The organism is Roseovarius tibetensis, from assembly GCF_050896375.1.
In the GTDB taxonomy this organism is placed as follows: Bacteria; Pseudomonadota; Alphaproteobacteria; order Rhodobacterales; family Rhodobacteraceae; genus Roseovarius; species Roseovarius tibetensis.
On the sequence record NZ_JBPBBB010000020.1, the window covers coordinates 50193 to 66562 of the forward strand.

Genomic DNA, 16370 nt, shown 5'->3' on the forward strand with positions numbered 1-16370 from the left:
CCAAAGCACTCCATTTGGTAAAATTCGGTCTTGCATTGCGCCGTTGCAGAACGGTTCAGGCTTGATTGGCCCCCTAAAGACTGTGCGCGAGAAACGTCTTTTCTTTTTATGGAAATCGTTGATATAACATTTGTACTACTCACGGATTGGAAACATCACATGAATCTGGAAACACTGTCGCTCGACGAACTAAAGAAGCTTCGCAAGGACGTGGACAAGGCGATCGAGACCTACGAGGCGCGGCAATTGGCCGAGGCCCGCGAAAAGCTTGAGGCGCAGGCACGGGAATTGGGATTTTCGCTGGAAGCCATAGTCGGCGCGTCCAAGACCGGAAACACCAAGCGCCTGCCACGGTATCGCCACCCGGAAAATCCGACGCTGACCTGGACCGGAATGGGGCGTAAACCTAAATGGTTCATCGACGCGATCGAGGCGGGGATGACCAAGGACGATCTCAGGATCTGAGACCGGCGGGACGTGGGACTACGCACAGTTCCGCATCCCGACCCGTCGCGCAGCGGTTGTACAGCCCGCGGTCAGGGTGCATGGTGTCGGCGACGCAGATCACGGCCCCGTGACGCGCCCTGAACACGGGCTGTCACCCCGTACCGCGCACGCGGGGCGGTGGCACGCGTCTTACAACCGTCGCGGTGGTTCCGGGTTCTCGGTCCGGGCGTGCCGCACCCGCAGGAAAGGACCGCAAAGGCCCGCATCGGCACCGCCCCCGGTCGCCGGCACGCGCCGCGGCAGGACCGACAATGAACCGCCTTCGGAACCCCATGGCCTGGTGGCATGTCGCGCTGATCTATACCGGCGCCCTGGCCTTCGGCGCCATCGGCAACTGGATGAACCTGCCGCTGCCGTGGATGATCGGGGCCATGGTCTTTGCGACCGTGGTGCGCCTGTCGGACCTGCCGGTCCATGTCCCGGCGATCACACGTCCCATCGGTCAGATCATCATCGCATCGTCGGTCGGGCTGTCCTTCACGCCGGCGGCCGTCGCCGCGCTGGCGAAACTTTTTGTTCCGATGGTCGGCGCCGCGGTCCTGACGGTTGTCGCCGGCTTTGCCGTCGCGGCGCTGCTGATGCGGATCGCGAGGGTGGACGTGATCACCGCGACTTTGTCATCGGTCCCGATGGGCCCGGTCGAGAGCGCGAACCTCGCCAACCTGCATGGCGTGTCACCGGGTCCGGTGATCTTTGCCCAGACATTGCGGATCATGATGCTGGTGGTCTTCATTCCCCCGGCGCTCGTCGCGCTCGCCGACGGTATCCAGGACCCGATCGCGGTGCTGCGCGCGATCCCATGGACCGTGGGCGGGGCCGTCATGCTGGGCGGGTTCGCCGTGCTTGGGGCGCTGATCGCCCGTGCGGTCGGCCTTGGCAATCCATTCTTTGTCGGATCGCTGGGGGGCGCGGCCCTTGGCGCGGCGTTCAGCTTTCCGGTCACGGCGTATCCGTATCCGGTTCTGGTCGTGGCGCAGATCTTTCTGGGTGTCTGGCTGGGGGCCGTGTTCGACCGGAAACTGATCCGCGAGGCGGGTGCCTTCATCCCCGGCGCGGTGGTGTCCTCGCTTGTCCTTATGGCGCTTTGCGTGGCGATGGGGCTTGGGCTGGCGTGGATGTCGGGGCAGCCGTGGACAGTCATGATTCTGGCAACGGCCCCCGGCAGCGTGACCGAGATGGCGCTGACCGCGAAGATCCTGCAGGACGGGATTTCGGTCGTGACGGGATTTCATCTTGTGCGGATATTCATCATCCTGCCGACCGCGCCGCTGATCATCGGCACCACCGCAAGGCTTGCGACACATTGGGGATTGCACCCGCATGTCAGTCCCCGGAAGAGATGAGCGGGCAGGGGCGCCGTGGCCCGCCATCACGCCGGACCGCATCCGTGCCCTGCGGCGATCCACCGGGGGGTTTACAATACGCGGGGTGTCCGCTCATGTAGCCGAGGCAAACAGCAACCCGGAGCCTCATGACCCTCGCGACCGTTCAGCGCACGAACCTGATCGGTGCCGCCTACGCGGTGGCGGCGGTGCTGTGCTTTTCGGTCAACGACGTGGGGATCAAGTTCCTGTCGGATGCCTACGCGTTGCACCAGATCGTGTTCATCCGCGCGCTGGTCGCCCTGACGGCGTTTTCGTGTCTCGTGATGCCGCTGGCGGGTGGCTTGCGCGTCTTGCGCACGGGGCGACCGCTGGTGCATCTGGTGCGCGGGCTGTGCGTGGTCAGCGCGAACATGTGCCTGTTTCTGGGGCTGGCGGCGCTGCCCATTGCCGATGCGACGGCGATCTTCTTTGTCTCGCCACTGGTGATCACGGTGTTCTCGGTGATCTTTCTGCGCGAGACGGTGGGCCCGCGCCGCTGGCTGGCCATCGCCGTGGGGTTCGCGGGTGTGATGGTGATCGTCAAACCGGGGACGGCGGCGTTCCAGCTCGCCTCGCTTTTGCCGATCGCCGCGGCCTTTCTTTATGCCTCGCTGCATATGCTGACGCGCAAGATCGGCGGCACGGAAAGCGCGCCCACCATGGCGTTCTACATCCAGGTGACGTTCCTGATTGCCAGCACCGTGATCGGGCTGGGGCTGGGCGACGGGCGTTTTGCCGGGTCGGGGGATCCGTCGCTGGAATTCCTGTTCCGCGCATGGTCCTGGCCGCCGGTGGGCGATTATCCCATCCTGCTGCTTCTGGGGATCTCGGGCATGCTGGGCGGGCTGTTCATTTCCCAGGCCTACCGGTTGTCCGAGGCCGCCTTCGCCGCCCCGTTCGAATATGTCGCCATGCCGCTGGCGATCATGTGGGGGGTGACGATCTTTGGCACCTGGCCCGACGCGACCGCCTGGATCGGGATCGCGCTGATCGTCGGGTCGGGGCTGTATCTGGTCTGGCGCGAGTCGGTCACCGATGCCAGGCTGACACCCAAGACGACACGGTATCGCCGCTGACGCAAGGAGGTTTCGCATGAGCCTGACGATCATCCCATTTCACGAGGGCGAGGCCAATCTCGACTGGCTGGACCTGTGCGCGGCCTTGCAGGCCGGCCACGGCCTGCCGCGCGCCGAAATCGCCGATACCTTTCTGTATCGCGGTTCTGACACGCTGCTCAACCGGGCGGCCTGGATCGACGGGATGGGGATCGCGGTCAAGAGCGCCACGATCTTTCCGGGCAATCCCGACGCGGGTGCCCCGATGATCAATGGCGCGGTCAACCTGTACGACGACGCCGACGGCACGCTGGCGGCACTGGTGGATTTCCACCTGGTGACCAAGTGGAAGACCGCGGGCGACAGCCTGTATGCCGCGACGCGGCTGGCGCGGCCCGACAGCGAGACCATCCTGATCGTGGGGGCCGGCACCGTCGGCCGATCCTTGTGGGAGGCTTACCGCACGGCCTTTCCCGCCGCCCGCTTCAGGGTCTGGAATCGCACCCGCGCCAAAGCCGATGACATGGCGGCCGAATGTCCGGGCCTGCGCGTCGCCGACGATCTCGAGGCCGCCGTGCGTGACGCCGATATCGTGACCTGTGCGACCATGTCGACCGATCCGCTGATCGAGGGTGACTGGTTGCGCCCCGGCCAGCATGTTGATCTCATCGGGGCCTACCGCCCCGACATGCGCGAGGCCGACGACACCGCGCTGCGACGCGCGCGGATCTTCGTGGACAGCTTCGACACGACGATCGGTCATATTGGCGAGATAAAGATCCCGCTCGAGGCCGGGACGATCGCGCGCGACGACCTCGTGGCGGATTATTACGATCCGGACGGGTTCCAGCGCCGAACCGATGACGAGATCACGTTGTTCAAGAATGGCGGCGGCGCGCATCTGGACCTGATGACCAGCCGCTACATCCTGGACGCGTGGCGCGGCCGGGTGTGATCCGGCGCAGCGTCAGATCTGGCCAAGTTGCGCCACGACCCTGTTGATGAGGGCGTCCAATCCCCGCCGCGCCTCGTCTATTGCCGTGACGTAGCGCGTGACCGGGCCCTCCGTGGCGGGGGCCAGATCGACGATGTCCGGCGCCGCAAGATAGGCGCCCGTGGCCAATGCAAACGCGATCACCGCGACCCAGATCCCGACACGAAACCCGCCGCCCCGCGACTGCCGTGGATCGGTGGGGCCGGTGCTGCCGCCCTTGCGTGTCAGGGTCAGCGAGGACCTGATTTCGTCCGTATCTGGCATCGGGTCGGACCGTGGCGCGGGTCCGGCCTCGGCGCGTGGTGTGGGTGCCGCAGCCTGCGGTTGCGCGAGATCGCCATGCGGGCCGACGCTGCCGGTCGCCTCTGCAGCGCGCACCGCACGCTCGCGCGCCGCTTCTGCGCGCAGGATATCGGCCACCTCGGGGTCGAGGCGGCGCTGCGCGGGGTCGGTCGCCGGGGGCGGCGTGCCGTCCGTGTCGGGGTCTGTCGCGTCATCGTGATCTTCGGGGGCCTGCGCCGTCCTGGTGGGCGGCGTGTCCCGGTCCGGCCTTGTCCCCGGCGGCGCGGTCTCTTGCGGGGGGGGCGCTTTCGGTTGGGGCGCCGGGTCGGTGGGGCGTTGCTCCCACGCCTCGCCACAGGCCGAGCATTGGACAGTGCGCCCTGCGGCGGGGATCGCCGCCGCGGGGACCTCGTACTGCGCCCCGCAATTCGGGCAAGTCAACCGCATGGCATCCCCTGTCGCTGGTGATCCGGGGCCGCTTGTTGCCCCGCTGGTCTTGGATGGCAGCATAAGCGCTTCTGCCGCCTTGGAAAAGAGCAAAGCCGATCACATCCACGGCGATTGCACATGCCTGGTCGCTGGGGCATGAAAGGAAAGACGAGGGGTGCAACCGCGCCCCCAAGCCGGTCCGCGTGGGCCGGGCCATGCGCCAAACGCGAAAGGGACACAGCATGAGGCACGCGCTGCAATGGCTTCGGTCGCTGATCTTCGTGCTCAACATCTACGCCATGATGGCGGTCGTGGGGCTGGTGTTCCTGCCCTGGGCGCTGTGGAGCCGGGCCGGCGCACTGGCCGCGTGCCATGCCTGGTGCCGGTGGGTCCGCTGGAGCGCGTCCTGGATGGTCGGTCTGCGCACGGAGGTGCGCGGCACACCGCCCACCGACGAGGTCCTGATCGTCGCCAAGCATCAAAGCTTTCTCGACATCATCCTGATCTTCGGCAGCGTTCCGGCCGGGAAGTTCATCATGAAGCGCGAGCTCATGTATGCGCCGGTCATCGGGCAGTATGCGCTGCGCATCGGCTGCGTGCCCGTCGATCGCGGCAAGCGCAGCCAGGCCATCCGGCAGATGGTGACGGATGTCGCCAAGGGGCGGCAGGCGCCGGGGCAGTTGATCATCTATCCGCAGGGCACCCGGATCGCGCCGGGGGTCAAGGCCCCCTACAAGGTGGGATCGGGTGTGCTCTACCGGGATATGGGGCAGGACTGCGTGCCGGTGGCCACCAATGTCGGTGTGTTCTGGCCGCGCAAGGGCATCCTGCGCAAGCCGGGATGCGCGGTGGTCGAGTTCCTGCCGAGGATCAAGGCGGGGCTGGACCGCGACACGTTCATGGCGCGGCTGGAACACGAGGTCGAGAGCGCCTCGGACGCGCTGTTGCGCGAGGCCGGGGGTGCGTCAGACGCCCCGCACCCGGTAGCCAAACCCTGATCGTGCGTGGATCGGCCATGTCAAAGGCTGCGAAAACTGGCCTCTGGGTGGATGTCGCCATCGGGCCGCACCCGCGATTTCTGGGTCAGGTCGATGAGATGCGCCAGAACGTTGCGCGTGGCGGCCGGGATCAGCTTGGCGGGCGTATCGGTGTAGATCCGTTCCGCAAGGATTGACGCCGTCGCCGGACCGTCCGCAAGCGCCGCCATGATCGCCGCCTCGCGCGCCCGCCGGTTGGCCATCAGCCAGACCAGCCGCGCATCCGGGTCCTTGATCTCGGCCCCGTGCCCCGGCAACAGCCGCGACGCCCCCAGGCCGCGCAGCCGCGCGCAAGACGCCATGTACTGCGTCAGGTCGCCATCGGGCGGCGATACGACAGTGCTGGCCCAGCCCATTGCCAGATCGCCCGACAGCACGGTGTCGCCCGACGCGAAACACATGTGATTGCCGAAATGGCCCGGCGTCCAGTAGGCGGTGATCCGCCAGCCATCGCCCTCGACGGTTTCACCGTCGGCCAGCCGTCGCTCGGGTACGAAGCTGTGATCGACACCCTCGCCACCAGCGACGAGGCCGCGCTCGGCCAGGGTCTGCATGATCGCGCTGCGGCCCGCGCGGGCATCGCCATGGGCCAGTACGGGCGCGCCGGTCATCTCTGAAAGCCGCGCGGCCAGCGGCGAGTGGTCCAGATGTGCATGCGTGACGAAGATATGGCTGATGGCCTGACCGGGGTGCAGTGCGTTCATGATCGCGTCAAGATGGGCGGGGTCGTCCGGTCCCGGATCGATCACAGCCAGTCGGCGCGTTCCAAGCAGATAGGTATTGGTGCCGCGAAACGTCATGGCCGACGGGTTCGGGGCCAGCAGACATCGCAGCGCACCGCCCATCTGTTGCGCCACGCCGACGGGCGGCGCGTCCCCTTGATCGAGCCGCATGGCCCTTTCCTCCCTCGTCTCATCTGCGTAGGTTGTGCCATGTCTTTTCGCTGGCTCAAACCCTATATGCCGCGCGGTCTGTATGGCCGGTCGGCGCTTATCCTGCTTCTGCCGGTGATCACCCTGTTGCTGGTGGTCTCGGTCGTCTTCATCCAGCGCCATTTCGAGGGGGTCACCGAACAGATGACCCGCACCGTCGCCCGCGAGGTTCGCGCTGTCCTGCACGAGCACGACAGCCTGGACGGGATGGTCGGAAACGGCTGGGTCGCGGACACGCTTGCAATCCGTGTTCAGGACCGCCAGCGCGCCGCGGTTCCGCCACGGGATATGCGTCGCTGGTACGATTTCTCGGGAATCGTGGTGATCCGCGAGTTGAAGACGGCCTTCCCCGATCTTGTACGCGTTGCCCTGCGGGATAACAATATGGTGGAGTTGTATTTCCGGCGCCCCGACGGAACGCTCGAACTGGCCTTCGACCGCCGCCGGGTGTCGGCACAGCAGCCGCACCAGCTTTTGGTCAACATGGTCGTGTTCGGGGCGTTGATGACCATTGTTTCGTTCTTGTACCTGCGCAACCAGTTGCGCCCGATCACGCGGCTTGCCGAAGCCGCCGAGGCGTTCGGCCGGGGTCGGCATATCCCTTATCGCCCCTCCGGCGCGACAGAGGTGCGCGCGGCGGGCAATGCGTTTGTCGACATGCGCGCCCGCATCGAGCGGCAGATCGAACAGCGCACCCTGATGCTGTCGGGGGTCAGCCATGACATGCGCACCCCGCTGACGCGTCTGCGGCTGTCGCTGGCCATGCTCGACGAGGCGGACGCCGAACCCATGCGCCACGATGTCGAGGACATGGAGCGGCTGCTCGACGGCTTTCTCGACTTCGCGCATGGCGCACAGGAGGGCACGGTCGAGCGGCTGGATCCGATCGCGCTGGTCCGTCAGGTGGTGACGGACATGCAGCGCGCGCGGGTGGCCGTCCTGCTGCACGAGGCGACGGGCGAGGGAGGGATCAGCCTGCGGGCGCTAGCCATGCGGCGAGCGCTGGAAAACCTCATCAACAATGCCGTGCGTTACGGCACGCGCGCCGAGGTGTCGGTCACGCTGACCGACCGATCACTGCGCATCCGGGTCGAGGATGACGGGCCGGGCATCCCGGCAGAGGATCGCGGCGAGGCCGTAAAACCGTTCACCCGGTTGGAACCGGCGCGAAACCAGAACCGCAGCACCGGGGTCGGGCTGGGCCTGTCGATCGTCATAGACGTGGCGCGCGCACATGGCGGCACGCTGCGTCTGGGGGAAAGTGACCGGCTGGGCGGATTGTGCGCGGATATCGTGATCGCGCGGTGACGCCGCACGCCGCCAAGCCGCGCGCGGGCGCTGACGCGCAAGCTCAGCTTGCGCGCCGTTCCTCGAAGCTGAGCGCGATGAAACTGGGCATGTGGTCGCCCATCCCAACGGTCTTGCCGCCGTGATCGGAGGACGACCCGCCCGCGGTGCCACGCCCTGATCCGCGTCGGCGCGGCGCGCGCGCGGTGGGGGCAGGGTCGGCCGCAGGTTCGGGCGCCGCTTCGGGCGTTGGGGCCGCTTCTGCGACCGGCGCGGGCGTGCTCTCGGGTGTCTCGACAGCCGTCGCCTGCCCCGTATCCTGTGCCTCCGCGGGTGCGGGGGTGTCCTTGGCGGGCGCGGTTTTCTTGCGGCTGACCCGGCGGCTGCGGGTCTTGCTGGCTGGCGTGGTCTCGGGCGAACCGGCGACGGCCTCGTCGCGCTCGGGCTCTGCCGTGGTGCTCGGGGTGATCGGGTTTTCCAGCCGCGGTATGTCCTTTTGCAGCAGGGCCTCGATCGCGTCGAAGTTCTTTTCATCCTTCGGGTTGCAGATCATCAGCGCCTTGCCGTCCAGCCCTGCGCGCCCCGTGCGCCCGATGCGGTGGACGTAATCCTCGGGATGTCCCGGCACATCGAAGTTGAACACATGGCTGACCGCCGGCACGTCGAGGCCGCGCGCCGCCACGTCCGAGGCCACGAGGAACTTCAGGTCGCCGTTGCGGAACCCGTCCAGCGTGCGTGTGCGCTGGCTCTGTTCGAGATCGCCATGGATCGGGGCGGCATCATAGCCGTATTTCTTCAGTGACTTGGCGACGGCATCCACGTCGATCTTGCGATTGCAGAAGATGATCGCGTTGGTCAGCGCGTCGCCCTCGCGGTCGATCATCGCCCGCAGCAGGTTTCGCTTTTCGCTGTCGGCGCGGTCCCGGCGCGATGGTTTGCACATCACCACGCCCTGCTCGATCGTCTCTGACGCGGTGGCCTGTCGCGCCATCTCGACACGTTCGGGGGCCGACAGGAAGGTATTGGTGATTCGCTCGATCTCGGGGGCCATCGTCGCCGAGAAGAACAGCGTCTGCCGGGTGAAGGGCGTGAGCGAGAAGATCCGCTCGATATCGGGGATGAACCCCATGTCGAGCATGCGGTCGGCCTCGTCGACGACCATGATCTGAACGCCGGTCAACAGCAGCTTGCCGCGTTCGAAATGGTCCAGCAGGCGACCCGGCGTTGCGATCAGAACATCGACACCCTTGTCGATCAGCTTGTCCTGCTCCTTGAAGCTGACGCCGCCGATCAGCAGCGCCTTTGTCAACTTCAGATACTTGGAATAGGTGTCGAAATTCTCCGCCACCTGCGCTGCAAGCTCGCGCGTGGGGCACAGTACAAGGCTGCGCGGCATCCGCGCGCGGGCCCGCCCGCGGGCCAGCATCGACAGCATCGGCAGCGTGAACCCGGCGGTCTTGCCGGTGCCGGTCTGGGCGATCCCCAACACGTCGCGCCCGGCCAGTGCGGCCGGAATTGCAGCCGCCTGGATCGGTGTGGGGGTCTCGTAGCCCGCCTCTTCGACGGCCTTGAGAACCTTGGGATTGAGATTGAGATCTGAAAACTTGGTCATGCGTATCCGTTTTTTACGGACACTATCCGGCCCGTCGTCTGTCGTCGGGTCGGACCCCTCTTGGGCCTGTGGTTCTTCACATGGATGACCCGCGCCAATGTGTTAACCGATGCGCGGCGGGGGGTCAATGCAATGTGGCGTCCGGGCCGTCACGAGGCGCCTGGCTTCAAGCGAGATCGGGAAAGTGCCGGGCGCGTTTGGCGTCGAGGTCGAGGGTGATGGCATGCAAGCGTCCATGCGCCGACAGCCGGGCGCGCAATTCGGGCGTGGCGGTGCACACCTCCGTGTAGAACCGCCGCAGCGCGGCGTCGCCACCCTGTTGTTCGAGCCCTTTCAGGACCGCGTGCATGCTCAGCCCGCGGTCACCCGACAGCGGCGCGGGTTTCAGACCGGCCCGGTAGGACCCGTGCCGCAGCCGAAAGCGGTAGGACATGCGCCAGTGATCCCATGTCGCGGCATGAAAATGACATAGCCACGTGTCAGGCAGGGTCGCGGGCGTGTCATCCTTGACCCCGTGCACGAAGGCGTTGTGGATGCGCAGGCTCAGCCCGTCCAGCCCGGTGCGGACGAAGACCTTGCCGGCGACATGGCTGACAAAGCCGCCATTCAGATGCGGTCCGAATTCAGGATAGATCGCATCGGTCTCGTCGCGGCGGCGCGTTTGCAACCGTGCGCAGGACTTGAACCATTGCGCGCCCGGTGGCGGCGGGTCCGCGGGGTCGGGGGCCAGCGCCTCGATCGGGCGCACGCGGGCGCTGACGGTGTCGGAGGGTAGCGCGGCCAGTTGACCGCGGAGCGATGTGGCGGGCCAGAGAAACTCGTCCACATCGACATGCGCCAGCCAGTCGACCTGCGGGCGGCGATCAAGGCAATGCGTGGCGTTGAGGCTTTGCCGTGGTTGATGCTGCTCCGGCCGTCCCCTGCGGCGGCGGCGTGCCCAATAGGCCGTGTCGCACAGGATCACGCGGCATTTCGGATGCGCGCGCAGGGCACCCTGTGCCGCCGCGTCGGGCGCGTCCAGATATATGTAGACACGATGCGCCCCCAGATCGAGGTGGTGCGCCGCGAAATCGAGGATTTCGCGCGTGGGCGCCTTGATGGTGGCGACAATGCCCCAGGTGGGTGTTCGGCTCATGCGCGCAGGATGCGGCCCGTCCGCCGCGCGCGCAAGATCCCTCAGTCGAACTTGCGCGACGGGGCGAGCACCGTGGCCTCGCCGATCAGGACTTTCTTGCCCTCGACAAGGCACCGGCAGTCGAGCTGTACCCGGCGCTTGCCGTGATCTATGCCCACGACCTCGACCTCGGCATGGACCATGTCGCCGGGGCGCACGGGGCCGAGAAATTTCAACGTCTGGCCCATGTAGACCGTGCCATGCCCCGGAAGTTGCTCGCCGATCACGGCCGAGATCAGCCCCGCGGTCAGCATGCCATGTGCGATGCGTCCCTCGAAGATTGTGTCCTGCGCGTATTCCTCGTCGAGATGGACGGGATTGTGGTCGGTAGAGACCTCGGCGAACATCTCTATGTCGCGGTCGGTCACGACCTTTCGCAGGTGACGGGTCATGCCCATCTCGATATCCTCGATGCAGATCGTCCCGCGCGGCATGTTATCCAACATTTTCACCCTCCATATGGCGTGGCGTTGTAATATTGCGGCGCTTTTTTGGCCTGCATTGGAATTTTGTTACTTTGCGGATGCAGAAAAATCAAGAAATTTTTGTCAGCGCAGGTGACCGATGCTGTAGGTGGGCGCGGATTGCTCCTTGTCGAGATAGGCGCGCAGGGCGTCCTCGTCGGGCTGATGCACGGTCCTGGTCTCGTCGGCGGCCAGCCCGCCGCTGATGAACAGCGAATCGATATCCTCGCCCATGGCGCCCTGGATGTCGGTATGCACCCCGTCGCCGATGGCAAGTATCCGGTGCGTATCCGCATCCCGGCCGATCGCGGCCAGACGTCGCCGTGCGAGATCGTAGATTGGCGGGTGCGGCTTGCCGAAATACAGGCTGTCCCCGCCCATGTCGGTGTAAAGCCGGGCCAGAGCCCCGGCGCACCATTCGCGCGTCTCGCCGCGATCCACGACGATATCGGGATTGGCGCAAAGCAGTTTCAGACCCTTCTGCTTGGCCTGCAGGAATTGCGGGCGCAGGTCGTACGGATCCGCCATCGGGTCGAACGGGCCGACGCAAACGATGCCCTCGGCCTCGTCCAGCGGCACGCATGTGATGGCGACCGGGTCTTCGATCACCTCCATCGGATCAAAAAAGCGGGTGTCGAAGGGCTGGCCGATGAACCAGACCTTTGTTCCCACCACGCCGCGAAACATGGCCGCGCGCGCGCTGTCGCCGGATGTGGCGATGGTGTCCCACGCGTCTTGCGGAACGCCGAATTCGGCCAGTTGTGCCTCTATCCCGTGGCGCGCGCGGGGCGAGTTGGTGACCAGCACCACCGCGCCGCCCTTTGCGCGATACGCCCGCAACGCCGCCACGGCCTCGGGCAGGGCCCGCTCTCCGTCATGGACGCAGCCCCAGAGATCGACGAACAGCGCGTCGTAGCTGTCTGAAATGTCGCCGAGGGCGGTAATGAGGCGGGTCATGGTGTTGTCTCCGTGGTTGTTGTGCGCGGCGATATGGCAGGCGGGGCGCGGTTTGGCCAGCCATGCGATTCGGGTATTTTTGCCAAGAAGAAACCGCGGCGTCAGCCGGATTGCGGGCGCACGATATGGTAATCGCCGCTGAGATAGGTAAGCGGTCTTTCCCCCGCATTGCTGATCGCGATCACGCGGCCGATGCAGATCGCGTGGCTGCCGTGGACCACTTCTTCGGTCAACAGGCAGGCGAACGCGGTTGCACGGGGCAGGACCGGGCCGTGCGCCGCCGCGGTGATGTCCAGCCCGGAAAAGCGGTCGGCGGGGTTGTCGGGCGAGGGGCCGGCAAAGGCGCGGGCGATATCCGCGCAATCCTCGGGCAGGATGTTGACGCAAAAGCCGCGATTGGCGGCGACGGCACGGGCGATCCGGCTGTCCGAGCGCAGGCATACCAGTACCGAAGGCGGATCGGCCGACAATGACGTGAAGGCACTGACCGTGGCGCCGACCCGACCCGCCGGCCCGTCGGTGGTGACGACCGTCACGGTGGAGGCCACCAGCCGCATGGCGGCCTTGAAAGCGTCACGGTCCACGCTTGTCGGCTCTTGGGTCACGCGGGTGTCTCCTGATGGGATGATCGGGCATGTCGGGTGGTGGCAGGTGACGCGAACGGACACCTTGACCAACCGCGACTTAGCGCCCGGGCCGGCGCTTTTCAAACAGCAAATCGTCGGGGGCGTTTCACGCCGCGCAGGGGCCGGGACCCCACGCGGCGCGCGACAGGTGTCAATCGAGGATGATCTCGGGCCCCATGAAGGTGTTGGGCAGCACGGTCGAGATCCACGGGATATAGGTGATCATGATGAGGAACACGAAAAGCACCGCGAGGAACGGCAGCGCCGCGCGCACCACCGCCATCATCGGCATGCCCGCCACACCCGAGGTGACAAAGAGGTTGAGACCCACGGGCGGCGTGATCATCCCGATTTCCATGTTGACCACCATGATGATGCCAAGGTGGATCGGGTCGATCCCCAGCTCCATCGCGATCGGAAAGACCAGCGGGGCGACGATCACAAGAAGGCCCGAAGGTTCCATGAACTGTCCGCCGATCAGCAGGATCACGTTGACCATCACCAGGAACATGACCGGCCCCAGACCCGCCGCAAGCAGGGTGTTGGCGATGCCCTGGGGGATCTGCTCGTCGGTCAGCACGTGTTTCAGCAGCAGCGCGTTGGCGATCACGAAAAGCAGCGTGACCGTCAGCTTGCCGGCCTGCAGCAGCGTGCCGCGGGTGTCGGGATGGACAAAGGCGGTGACCAGCGCATGCGGCTTGCGCCAGAGCGGCGTGTTGGCATCCCCGCCCGAGGTGGCCAGTGGCCCCATGTCGCGGTAGACGAAGGTGGCGATGACGAACGCGTAGACGGCGGCGACCGCCGCGGCCTCGGTCGGGGTGAAGATGCCGCCATAGATCCCGCCGAGGATGATGACGATGAGGAACAGACCCCATCCTGCCTCGCGCCCCGACGCCCAGATCTCGGACCAGCCCTGCCACTCGCCCTTGGGCAGGTTGCGCAGCTTGGCCATCACGTAGATCGTGGTCATCAGCATCAACCCGGCCAGCAGGCCCGGAATGACGCCCGCGAGGAACATCCGTCCGACCGACACGTCCACGGATGCGGCATAGACCACCATCACGATCGACGGTGGAATGAGGATGCCGAGTGTCCCGGCGTTGCAGATGACACCGGCGGCGAATTCCTTGGTATAGCCGACCTGTCGCATGCCGGCGATCACGATCGTGCCGATGGCGACAACCGTTGCGGGCGACGATCCCGACAGCGCCGCGAACAGCATGCAGGCGAACACGCCCGCAATCGCAAGGCCGCCCGGCAGGTGCCCGACGCAGGCGATGGAAAACCGGATGATCCGCTGCGCCACGCCCCCGGTGGTCATGAAGGCCGAGGCGAGAATGAAATACGGGATCGCGAGCAGCGTGTAATGCCCCTCGAACGCCTCGAAGAGCGTGCCGGCGACCGATCCCAGCGAACTGCCCGAATAGATCAGCAGGAACAGCGTGGAACTCAGCCCCAGCGAGATCGCGATCGGCACCCCGATCAGCAACAGGCCGATCACCATCGAAAAGAGAAACACAACATCCATCAGCGGGCCCCCCCGGCATCACGGTCCGGGCCGGCGCCGGCCTCGCCGTCGCTGTCTTCGATTTCGTGGCTCGCGACGATCCGGTCAATGTCACCGCGCCAGATGGCGAGGGCGGCCTGACAAAAGCGCAAGAGCAGCAGCAGCGATGCGACCGGCAGCACGATATAGGGGATCACCTTCGGCAGTTTTTCGTAGCTTTCGCCGTAGTTGATCCAGTCTTCCAGAAAGCGGAACATGTTTACCATGGGGATGTCCTGGGCTTCGTAAAAGCTCATGCTGCGGGCGCTCTCGTTGAAACCGGTGGGCACCCAGCGGCCCGAGGTGGGGGGCAGATCGGCAAACGGCGCCCAGTAGTCGTAGGACCCCTTGACCAGCAGCAGCGCGAACAGGATGCAGACACCGATCGCCACAAGGGCAAGCACGCGCCGCGCGGGTCGCGGCATCAGCTCGACAATGGCGTCCACCCCCAGATGCGCGTTCTTCTTGACCGCATAGGAGGCCCCCAGCAGCACGAGCCATCCGAACATGTACACCGTCATCTCCAGCGCCCAGAGGATGTTGGAGTTGAACAGGTAGCGTGCCACCACATTGGAGAAGGTGGTCAATGTCATCAGCCCGAGCAGGACGGCGATCACCGTCTCCTCGATCTGGTCGATCAGCCCGGTTCTGTGCTGCATCGTCCCGGTTCCTCATGCTGCAGAGAGACGTTGCGCGGGCGGCGTAAACCGTGCCCGCGCAGACAGGGATGCGCGCCCCGGTCACCGGGACGCGCAGTCATCACACCGGGTTACGCCCCCGAGTTCGAGGCCACGGCCGCGTCGAGGTTCTCTTCCCCGACGTCGCTCTCGAACTGTTCCCAGACGGGGTTCATCGCCTCGACCCACATTTCGCGCTGCTCGGGCGTCAGCTGGCGCACCGTGCCGCCGGCATCGATGATCGCCTGCTTGGCCTCCTGGTTGACCTGCGCCGATTCGGCGTTGCGGGTCTGCGTCACCTCGTCGACGATGGTCATGAATTGCTCGCGCACATCCGCGTCAAGCCCGTCGAGCCAGTCGGTGCTGGTCACCAGCATGTAGTCGATGATGCCGTGATTGGTCTCGGTGATGCCGTCCTGCACCTCGAAGAACTTCTTGCCGTAGATGTTGGACCAGGTGTTTTCCTGCCCGTCCACGACGCCCTGCTGCAGCGCGCCGTAGACCTCGGAGAAGGCCATCTTCTGCGGGCTGGCGCCGATCGCCTCCATCTGTGCGACCAGCACGTCCGAGGACTGGACGCGGAACTTCAGACCTTCGGCATCCGACGGCTCCAGCAGCGGCACGTTGGCCGACATCTGCTTCATCCCGTTATGCCAGTAGCCCAGGCCCTGAAGCCCGCGCCGCTGCATCGTGTCGAGCAGTGCCTGACCGGCCTCGGAGGCCTGGAAACGGTCGACCGCGTCGATATCCTCGAACAGGAAAGGCAGGTCGAACAGGCGGTACTTCTTGGTGAACGTCTCGAATTTCGACAGGCTGGGCGCGGCAAGCTGCACGTCGCCCTGCAGCATCGCCTCCATCACCTTGTCGTCATTGTAGAGCGTGGAGTTGGGGTACACCTCCATGCACATCGTGCCGTCCATTTCGGCATTGACGCGCTCGGCCAGCAGCGACGCCGCGATGCCCTTGGGGTGCTTGTCGGTGTTGGTGACGTGGCTGAACTTGACCACGGTCTCGCCATCGTCACAGGCGGCCATGGCGGCGGATGCCCCTACGCTCAGCGCCAGCGCCGATACGGCGGTTGTCAGGAATTTCATTGTGTCGTCCTCCCGGTTTTTCATATCACGCCTCTCCATGCCGAGCTCGGCAATGGTTGGCACGCGTGGAGCCTAAGCGTGACACGCATGGCGGGATTGTTCAAGATGCAGGGCAACGCCGCCCCCGCGCGGCACGACCGCACATGTTCAGATCCGACAGCCGCCGGTGAACACGACCCGAACCACAGTCGAATGAAAAAACTTGAACAGTATGTAAAAATTGGGAATACAATTTCTTTTAAGGAAACAGTTTAGGCCCGCATTCCCCAAGTAGTCCGCTGATTTCGCTGTCCTGAGCTTGGTATTTCGTATATAAATCATGGTGTTGATAGC

16 protein-coding genes are annotated in these 16370 nt (G+C 65.5%); 6 read left to right on the forward strand and 10 right to left on the reverse strand.

All coding sequences use genetic code 11. From position 1 onward, the window contains the following. Nucleotides 1-159: 159 nt before the first annotated feature. The 4 genes from ACROSR_RS13340 (at nucleotide 160) to ACROSR_RS13355 (ending at nucleotide 3881) form a co-directional block, all read left to right on the forward strand. On the forward strand, nucleotides 160-465 hold the full coding sequence (locus ACROSR_RS13340) for an H-NS histone family protein (protein ID WP_432685839.1): 306 nt from the start codon (nucleotides 160-162) through the stop codon (nucleotides 463-465). 293 nt (nucleotides 466-758) lie between these two features. After that, complete coding sequence (locus ACROSR_RS13345; protein WP_432685841.1) at nucleotides 759-1850, forward strand: AbrB family transcriptional regulator; 1092 nt, start codon at nucleotides 759-761, stop codon at nucleotides 1848-1850. Between the two features lie 128 nt (nucleotides 1851-1978). Further along, a complete protein-coding gene (locus ACROSR_RS13350; protein WP_432685843.1) occupies nucleotides 1979-2947 on the forward strand; it encodes a DMT family transporter in 969 nt (322 codons plus the stop codon). A gap of 16 nt (nucleotides 2948-2963) precedes the next feature. Further along, a complete protein-coding gene (locus ACROSR_RS13355; RefSeq protein ID WP_432685845.1) occupies nucleotides 2964-3881 on the forward strand; it encodes an ornithine cyclodeaminase family protein in 918 nt (305 codons plus the stop codon). A gap of 12 nt (nucleotides 3882-3893) precedes the next feature. Here ACROSR_RS13355 and ACROSR_RS13360 read toward each other — a convergent pair whose 3' ends face one another. Beyond that, on the reverse strand, nucleotides 3894-4649 hold the full coding sequence (locus ACROSR_RS13360; protein WP_432685847.1) for a zinc-ribbon domain-containing protein: 756 nt from the start codon (nucleotides 4647-4649) through the stop codon (nucleotides 3894-3896). A gap of 224 nt (nucleotides 4650-4873) precedes the next feature. On the opposite strand from ACROSR_RS13360, the gene ACROSR_RS13365 reads away from it, so the two are divergent. Further along, the gene (locus tag ACROSR_RS13365; RefSeq protein ID WP_432685849.1) at nucleotides 4874-5629 is read left to right on the forward strand and encodes a lysophospholipid acyltransferase family protein; all 756 of its coding nucleotides are present in this window, start codon (nucleotides 4874-4876) and stop codon (nucleotides 5627-5629) included. 20 nt (nucleotides 5630-5649) lie between these two features. Here the strand turns inward: ACROSR_RS13365 and ACROSR_RS13370 are convergent, their stop codons facing one another. Next, nucleotides 5650-6561: an MBL fold metallo-hydrolase gene (locus ACROSR_RS13370; RefSeq protein WP_432685851.1), complete on the reverse strand. Its 912-nt coding sequence runs from the start codon at nucleotides 6559-6561 to the stop codon at nucleotides 5650-5652. A 39-nt stretch (nucleotides 6562-6600) separates the two neighbouring features. On the opposite strand from ACROSR_RS13370, the gene ACROSR_RS13375 reads away from it, so the two are divergent. Beyond that, nucleotides 6601-7908: an ATP-binding protein gene (locus ACROSR_RS13375; protein WP_432685853.1), complete on the forward strand. Its 1308-nt coding sequence runs from the start codon at nucleotides 6601-6603 to the stop codon at nucleotides 7906-7908. 43 nt (nucleotides 7909-7951) lie between these two features. On the opposite strand, the gene ACROSR_RS13380 is transcribed toward ACROSR_RS13375, so the two are convergent. The 8 genes from ACROSR_RS13380 to ACROSR_RS13415 form a co-directional block, all read right to left on the reverse strand. After that, entirely contained in the window at nucleotides 7952-9499 is a 1548-nt protein-coding gene (locus ACROSR_RS13380; RefSeq protein ID WP_432685855.1) for a DEAD/DEAH box helicase, read from the reverse strand. 166 nt (nucleotides 9500-9665) lie between these two features. After that, nucleotides 9666-10634 carry a glycosyltransferase family 2 protein gene (locus ACROSR_RS13385; protein WP_432685857.1) on the reverse strand — a complete coding sequence of 323 codons (969 nt, stop codon included), beginning with the start codon at nucleotides 10632-10634 and terminating at the stop codon, nucleotides 9666-9668. A 41-nt stretch (nucleotides 10635-10675) separates the two neighbouring features. Next, nucleotides 10676-11119, reverse strand: coding sequence for a MaoC family dehydratase (locus ACROSR_RS13390; RefSeq protein ID WP_432685859.1), 444 nt, complete (start codon nucleotides 11117-11119; stop codon nucleotides 10676-10678). A 102-nt stretch (nucleotides 11120-11221) separates the two neighbouring features. Continuing rightward, entirely contained in the window at nucleotides 11222-12094 is an 873-nt protein-coding gene (locus tag ACROSR_RS13395) for a TIGR01459 family HAD-type hydrolase (protein WP_432685861.1), read from the reverse strand. A 101-nt stretch (nucleotides 12095-12195) separates the two neighbouring features. Beyond that, the gene (locus tag ACROSR_RS13400) at nucleotides 12196-12699 is read right to left on the reverse strand and encodes a flavin reductase family protein (RefSeq protein WP_432685863.1); all 504 of its coding nucleotides are present in this window, start codon (nucleotides 12697-12699) and stop codon (nucleotides 12196-12198) included. A gap of 172 nt (nucleotides 12700-12871) precedes the next feature. Beyond that, entirely contained in the window at nucleotides 12872-14248 is a 1377-nt protein-coding gene (locus ACROSR_RS13405; protein WP_432685865.1) for a TRAP transporter large permease, read from the reverse strand. Then, nucleotides 14248-14925, reverse strand: coding sequence for a TRAP transporter small permease (locus ACROSR_RS13410; RefSeq protein ID WP_432685867.1), 678 nt, complete (start codon nucleotides 14923-14925; stop codon nucleotides 14248-14250). The genes ACROSR_RS13405 and ACROSR_RS13410 overlap by 1 nt, the downstream gene beginning before the upstream one ends. Before the next feature lie 110 nt (nucleotides 14926-15035). Beyond that, a complete protein-coding gene (locus ACROSR_RS13415; RefSeq protein ID WP_432685869.1) occupies nucleotides 15036-16037 on the reverse strand; it encodes a TRAP transporter substrate-binding protein in 1002 nt (333 codons plus the stop codon). Nucleotides 16038-16370 lie beyond the last annotated feature (333 nt).

What these genes read in the sequence shown, in the direction of transcription:
- ACROSR_RS13340 (WP_432685839.1), top strand. Translation starts at nt 160, where the DNA reads ATGAATCTGGAAACACTGTCGCTCGACGAACTAAAGAAGCTTCGCAAG.
- ACROSR_RS13345 (WP_432685841.1), top strand. Translation starts at nt 759, where the DNA reads ATGAACCGCCTTCGGAACCCCATGGCCTGGTGGCATGTCGCGCTGATC.
- ACROSR_RS13350 (WP_432685843.1), top strand. Translation starts at nt 1,979, where the DNA reads ATGACCCTCGCGACCGTTCAGCGCACGAACCTGATCGGTGCCGCCTAC.
- ACROSR_RS13355 (WP_432685845.1), top strand. Translation starts at nt 2,964, where the DNA reads ATGAGCCTGACGATCATCCCATTTCACGAGGGCGAGGCCAATCTCGAC.
- ACROSR_RS13360 (WP_432685847.1), bottom strand. Translation starts at nt 4,649, where the DNA reads ATGCGGTTGACTTGCCCGAATTGCGGGGCGCAGTACGAGGTCCCCGCG.
- ACROSR_RS13365 (WP_432685849.1), top strand. Translation starts at nt 4,874, where the DNA reads ATGAGGCACGCGCTGCAATGGCTTCGGTCGCTGATCTTCGTGCTCAAC.
- ACROSR_RS13370 (WP_432685851.1), bottom strand. Translation starts at nt 6,561, where the DNA reads ATGCGGCTCGATCAAGGGGACGCGCCGCCCGTCGGCGTGGCGCAACAG.
- ACROSR_RS13375 (WP_432685853.1), top strand. Translation starts at nt 6,601, where the DNA reads ATGTCTTTTCGCTGGCTCAAACCCTATATGCCGCGCGGTCTGTATGGC.
- ACROSR_RS13380 (WP_432685855.1), bottom strand. Translation starts at nt 9,499, where the DNA reads ATGACCAAGTTTTCAGATCTCAATCTCAATCCCAAGGTTCTCAAGGCC.
- ACROSR_RS13385 (WP_432685857.1), bottom strand. Translation starts at nt 10,634, where the DNA reads ATGAGCCGAACACCCACCTGGGGCATTGTCGCCACCATCAAGGCGCCC.
- ACROSR_RS13390 (WP_432685859.1), bottom strand. Translation starts at nt 11,119, where the DNA reads ATGTTGGATAACATGCCGCGCGGGACGATCTGCATCGAGGATATCGAG.
- ACROSR_RS13395 (WP_432685861.1), bottom strand. Translation starts at nt 12,094, where the DNA reads ATGACCCGCCTCATTACCGCCCTCGGCGACATTTCAGACAGCTACGAC.
- ACROSR_RS13405 (WP_432685865.1), bottom strand. Translation starts at nt 14,248, where the DNA reads ATGGATGTTGTGTTTCTCTTTTCGATGGTGATCGGCCTGTTGCTGATC.
- ACROSR_RS13410 (WP_432685867.1), bottom strand. Translation starts at nt 14,925, where the DNA reads ATGCAGCACAGAACCGGGCTGATCGACCAGATCGAGGAGACGGTGATC.
- ACROSR_RS13415 (WP_432685869.1), bottom strand. Translation starts at nt 16,037, where the DNA reads ATGAAATTCCTGACAACCGCCGTATCGGCGCTGGCGCTGAGCGTAGGG.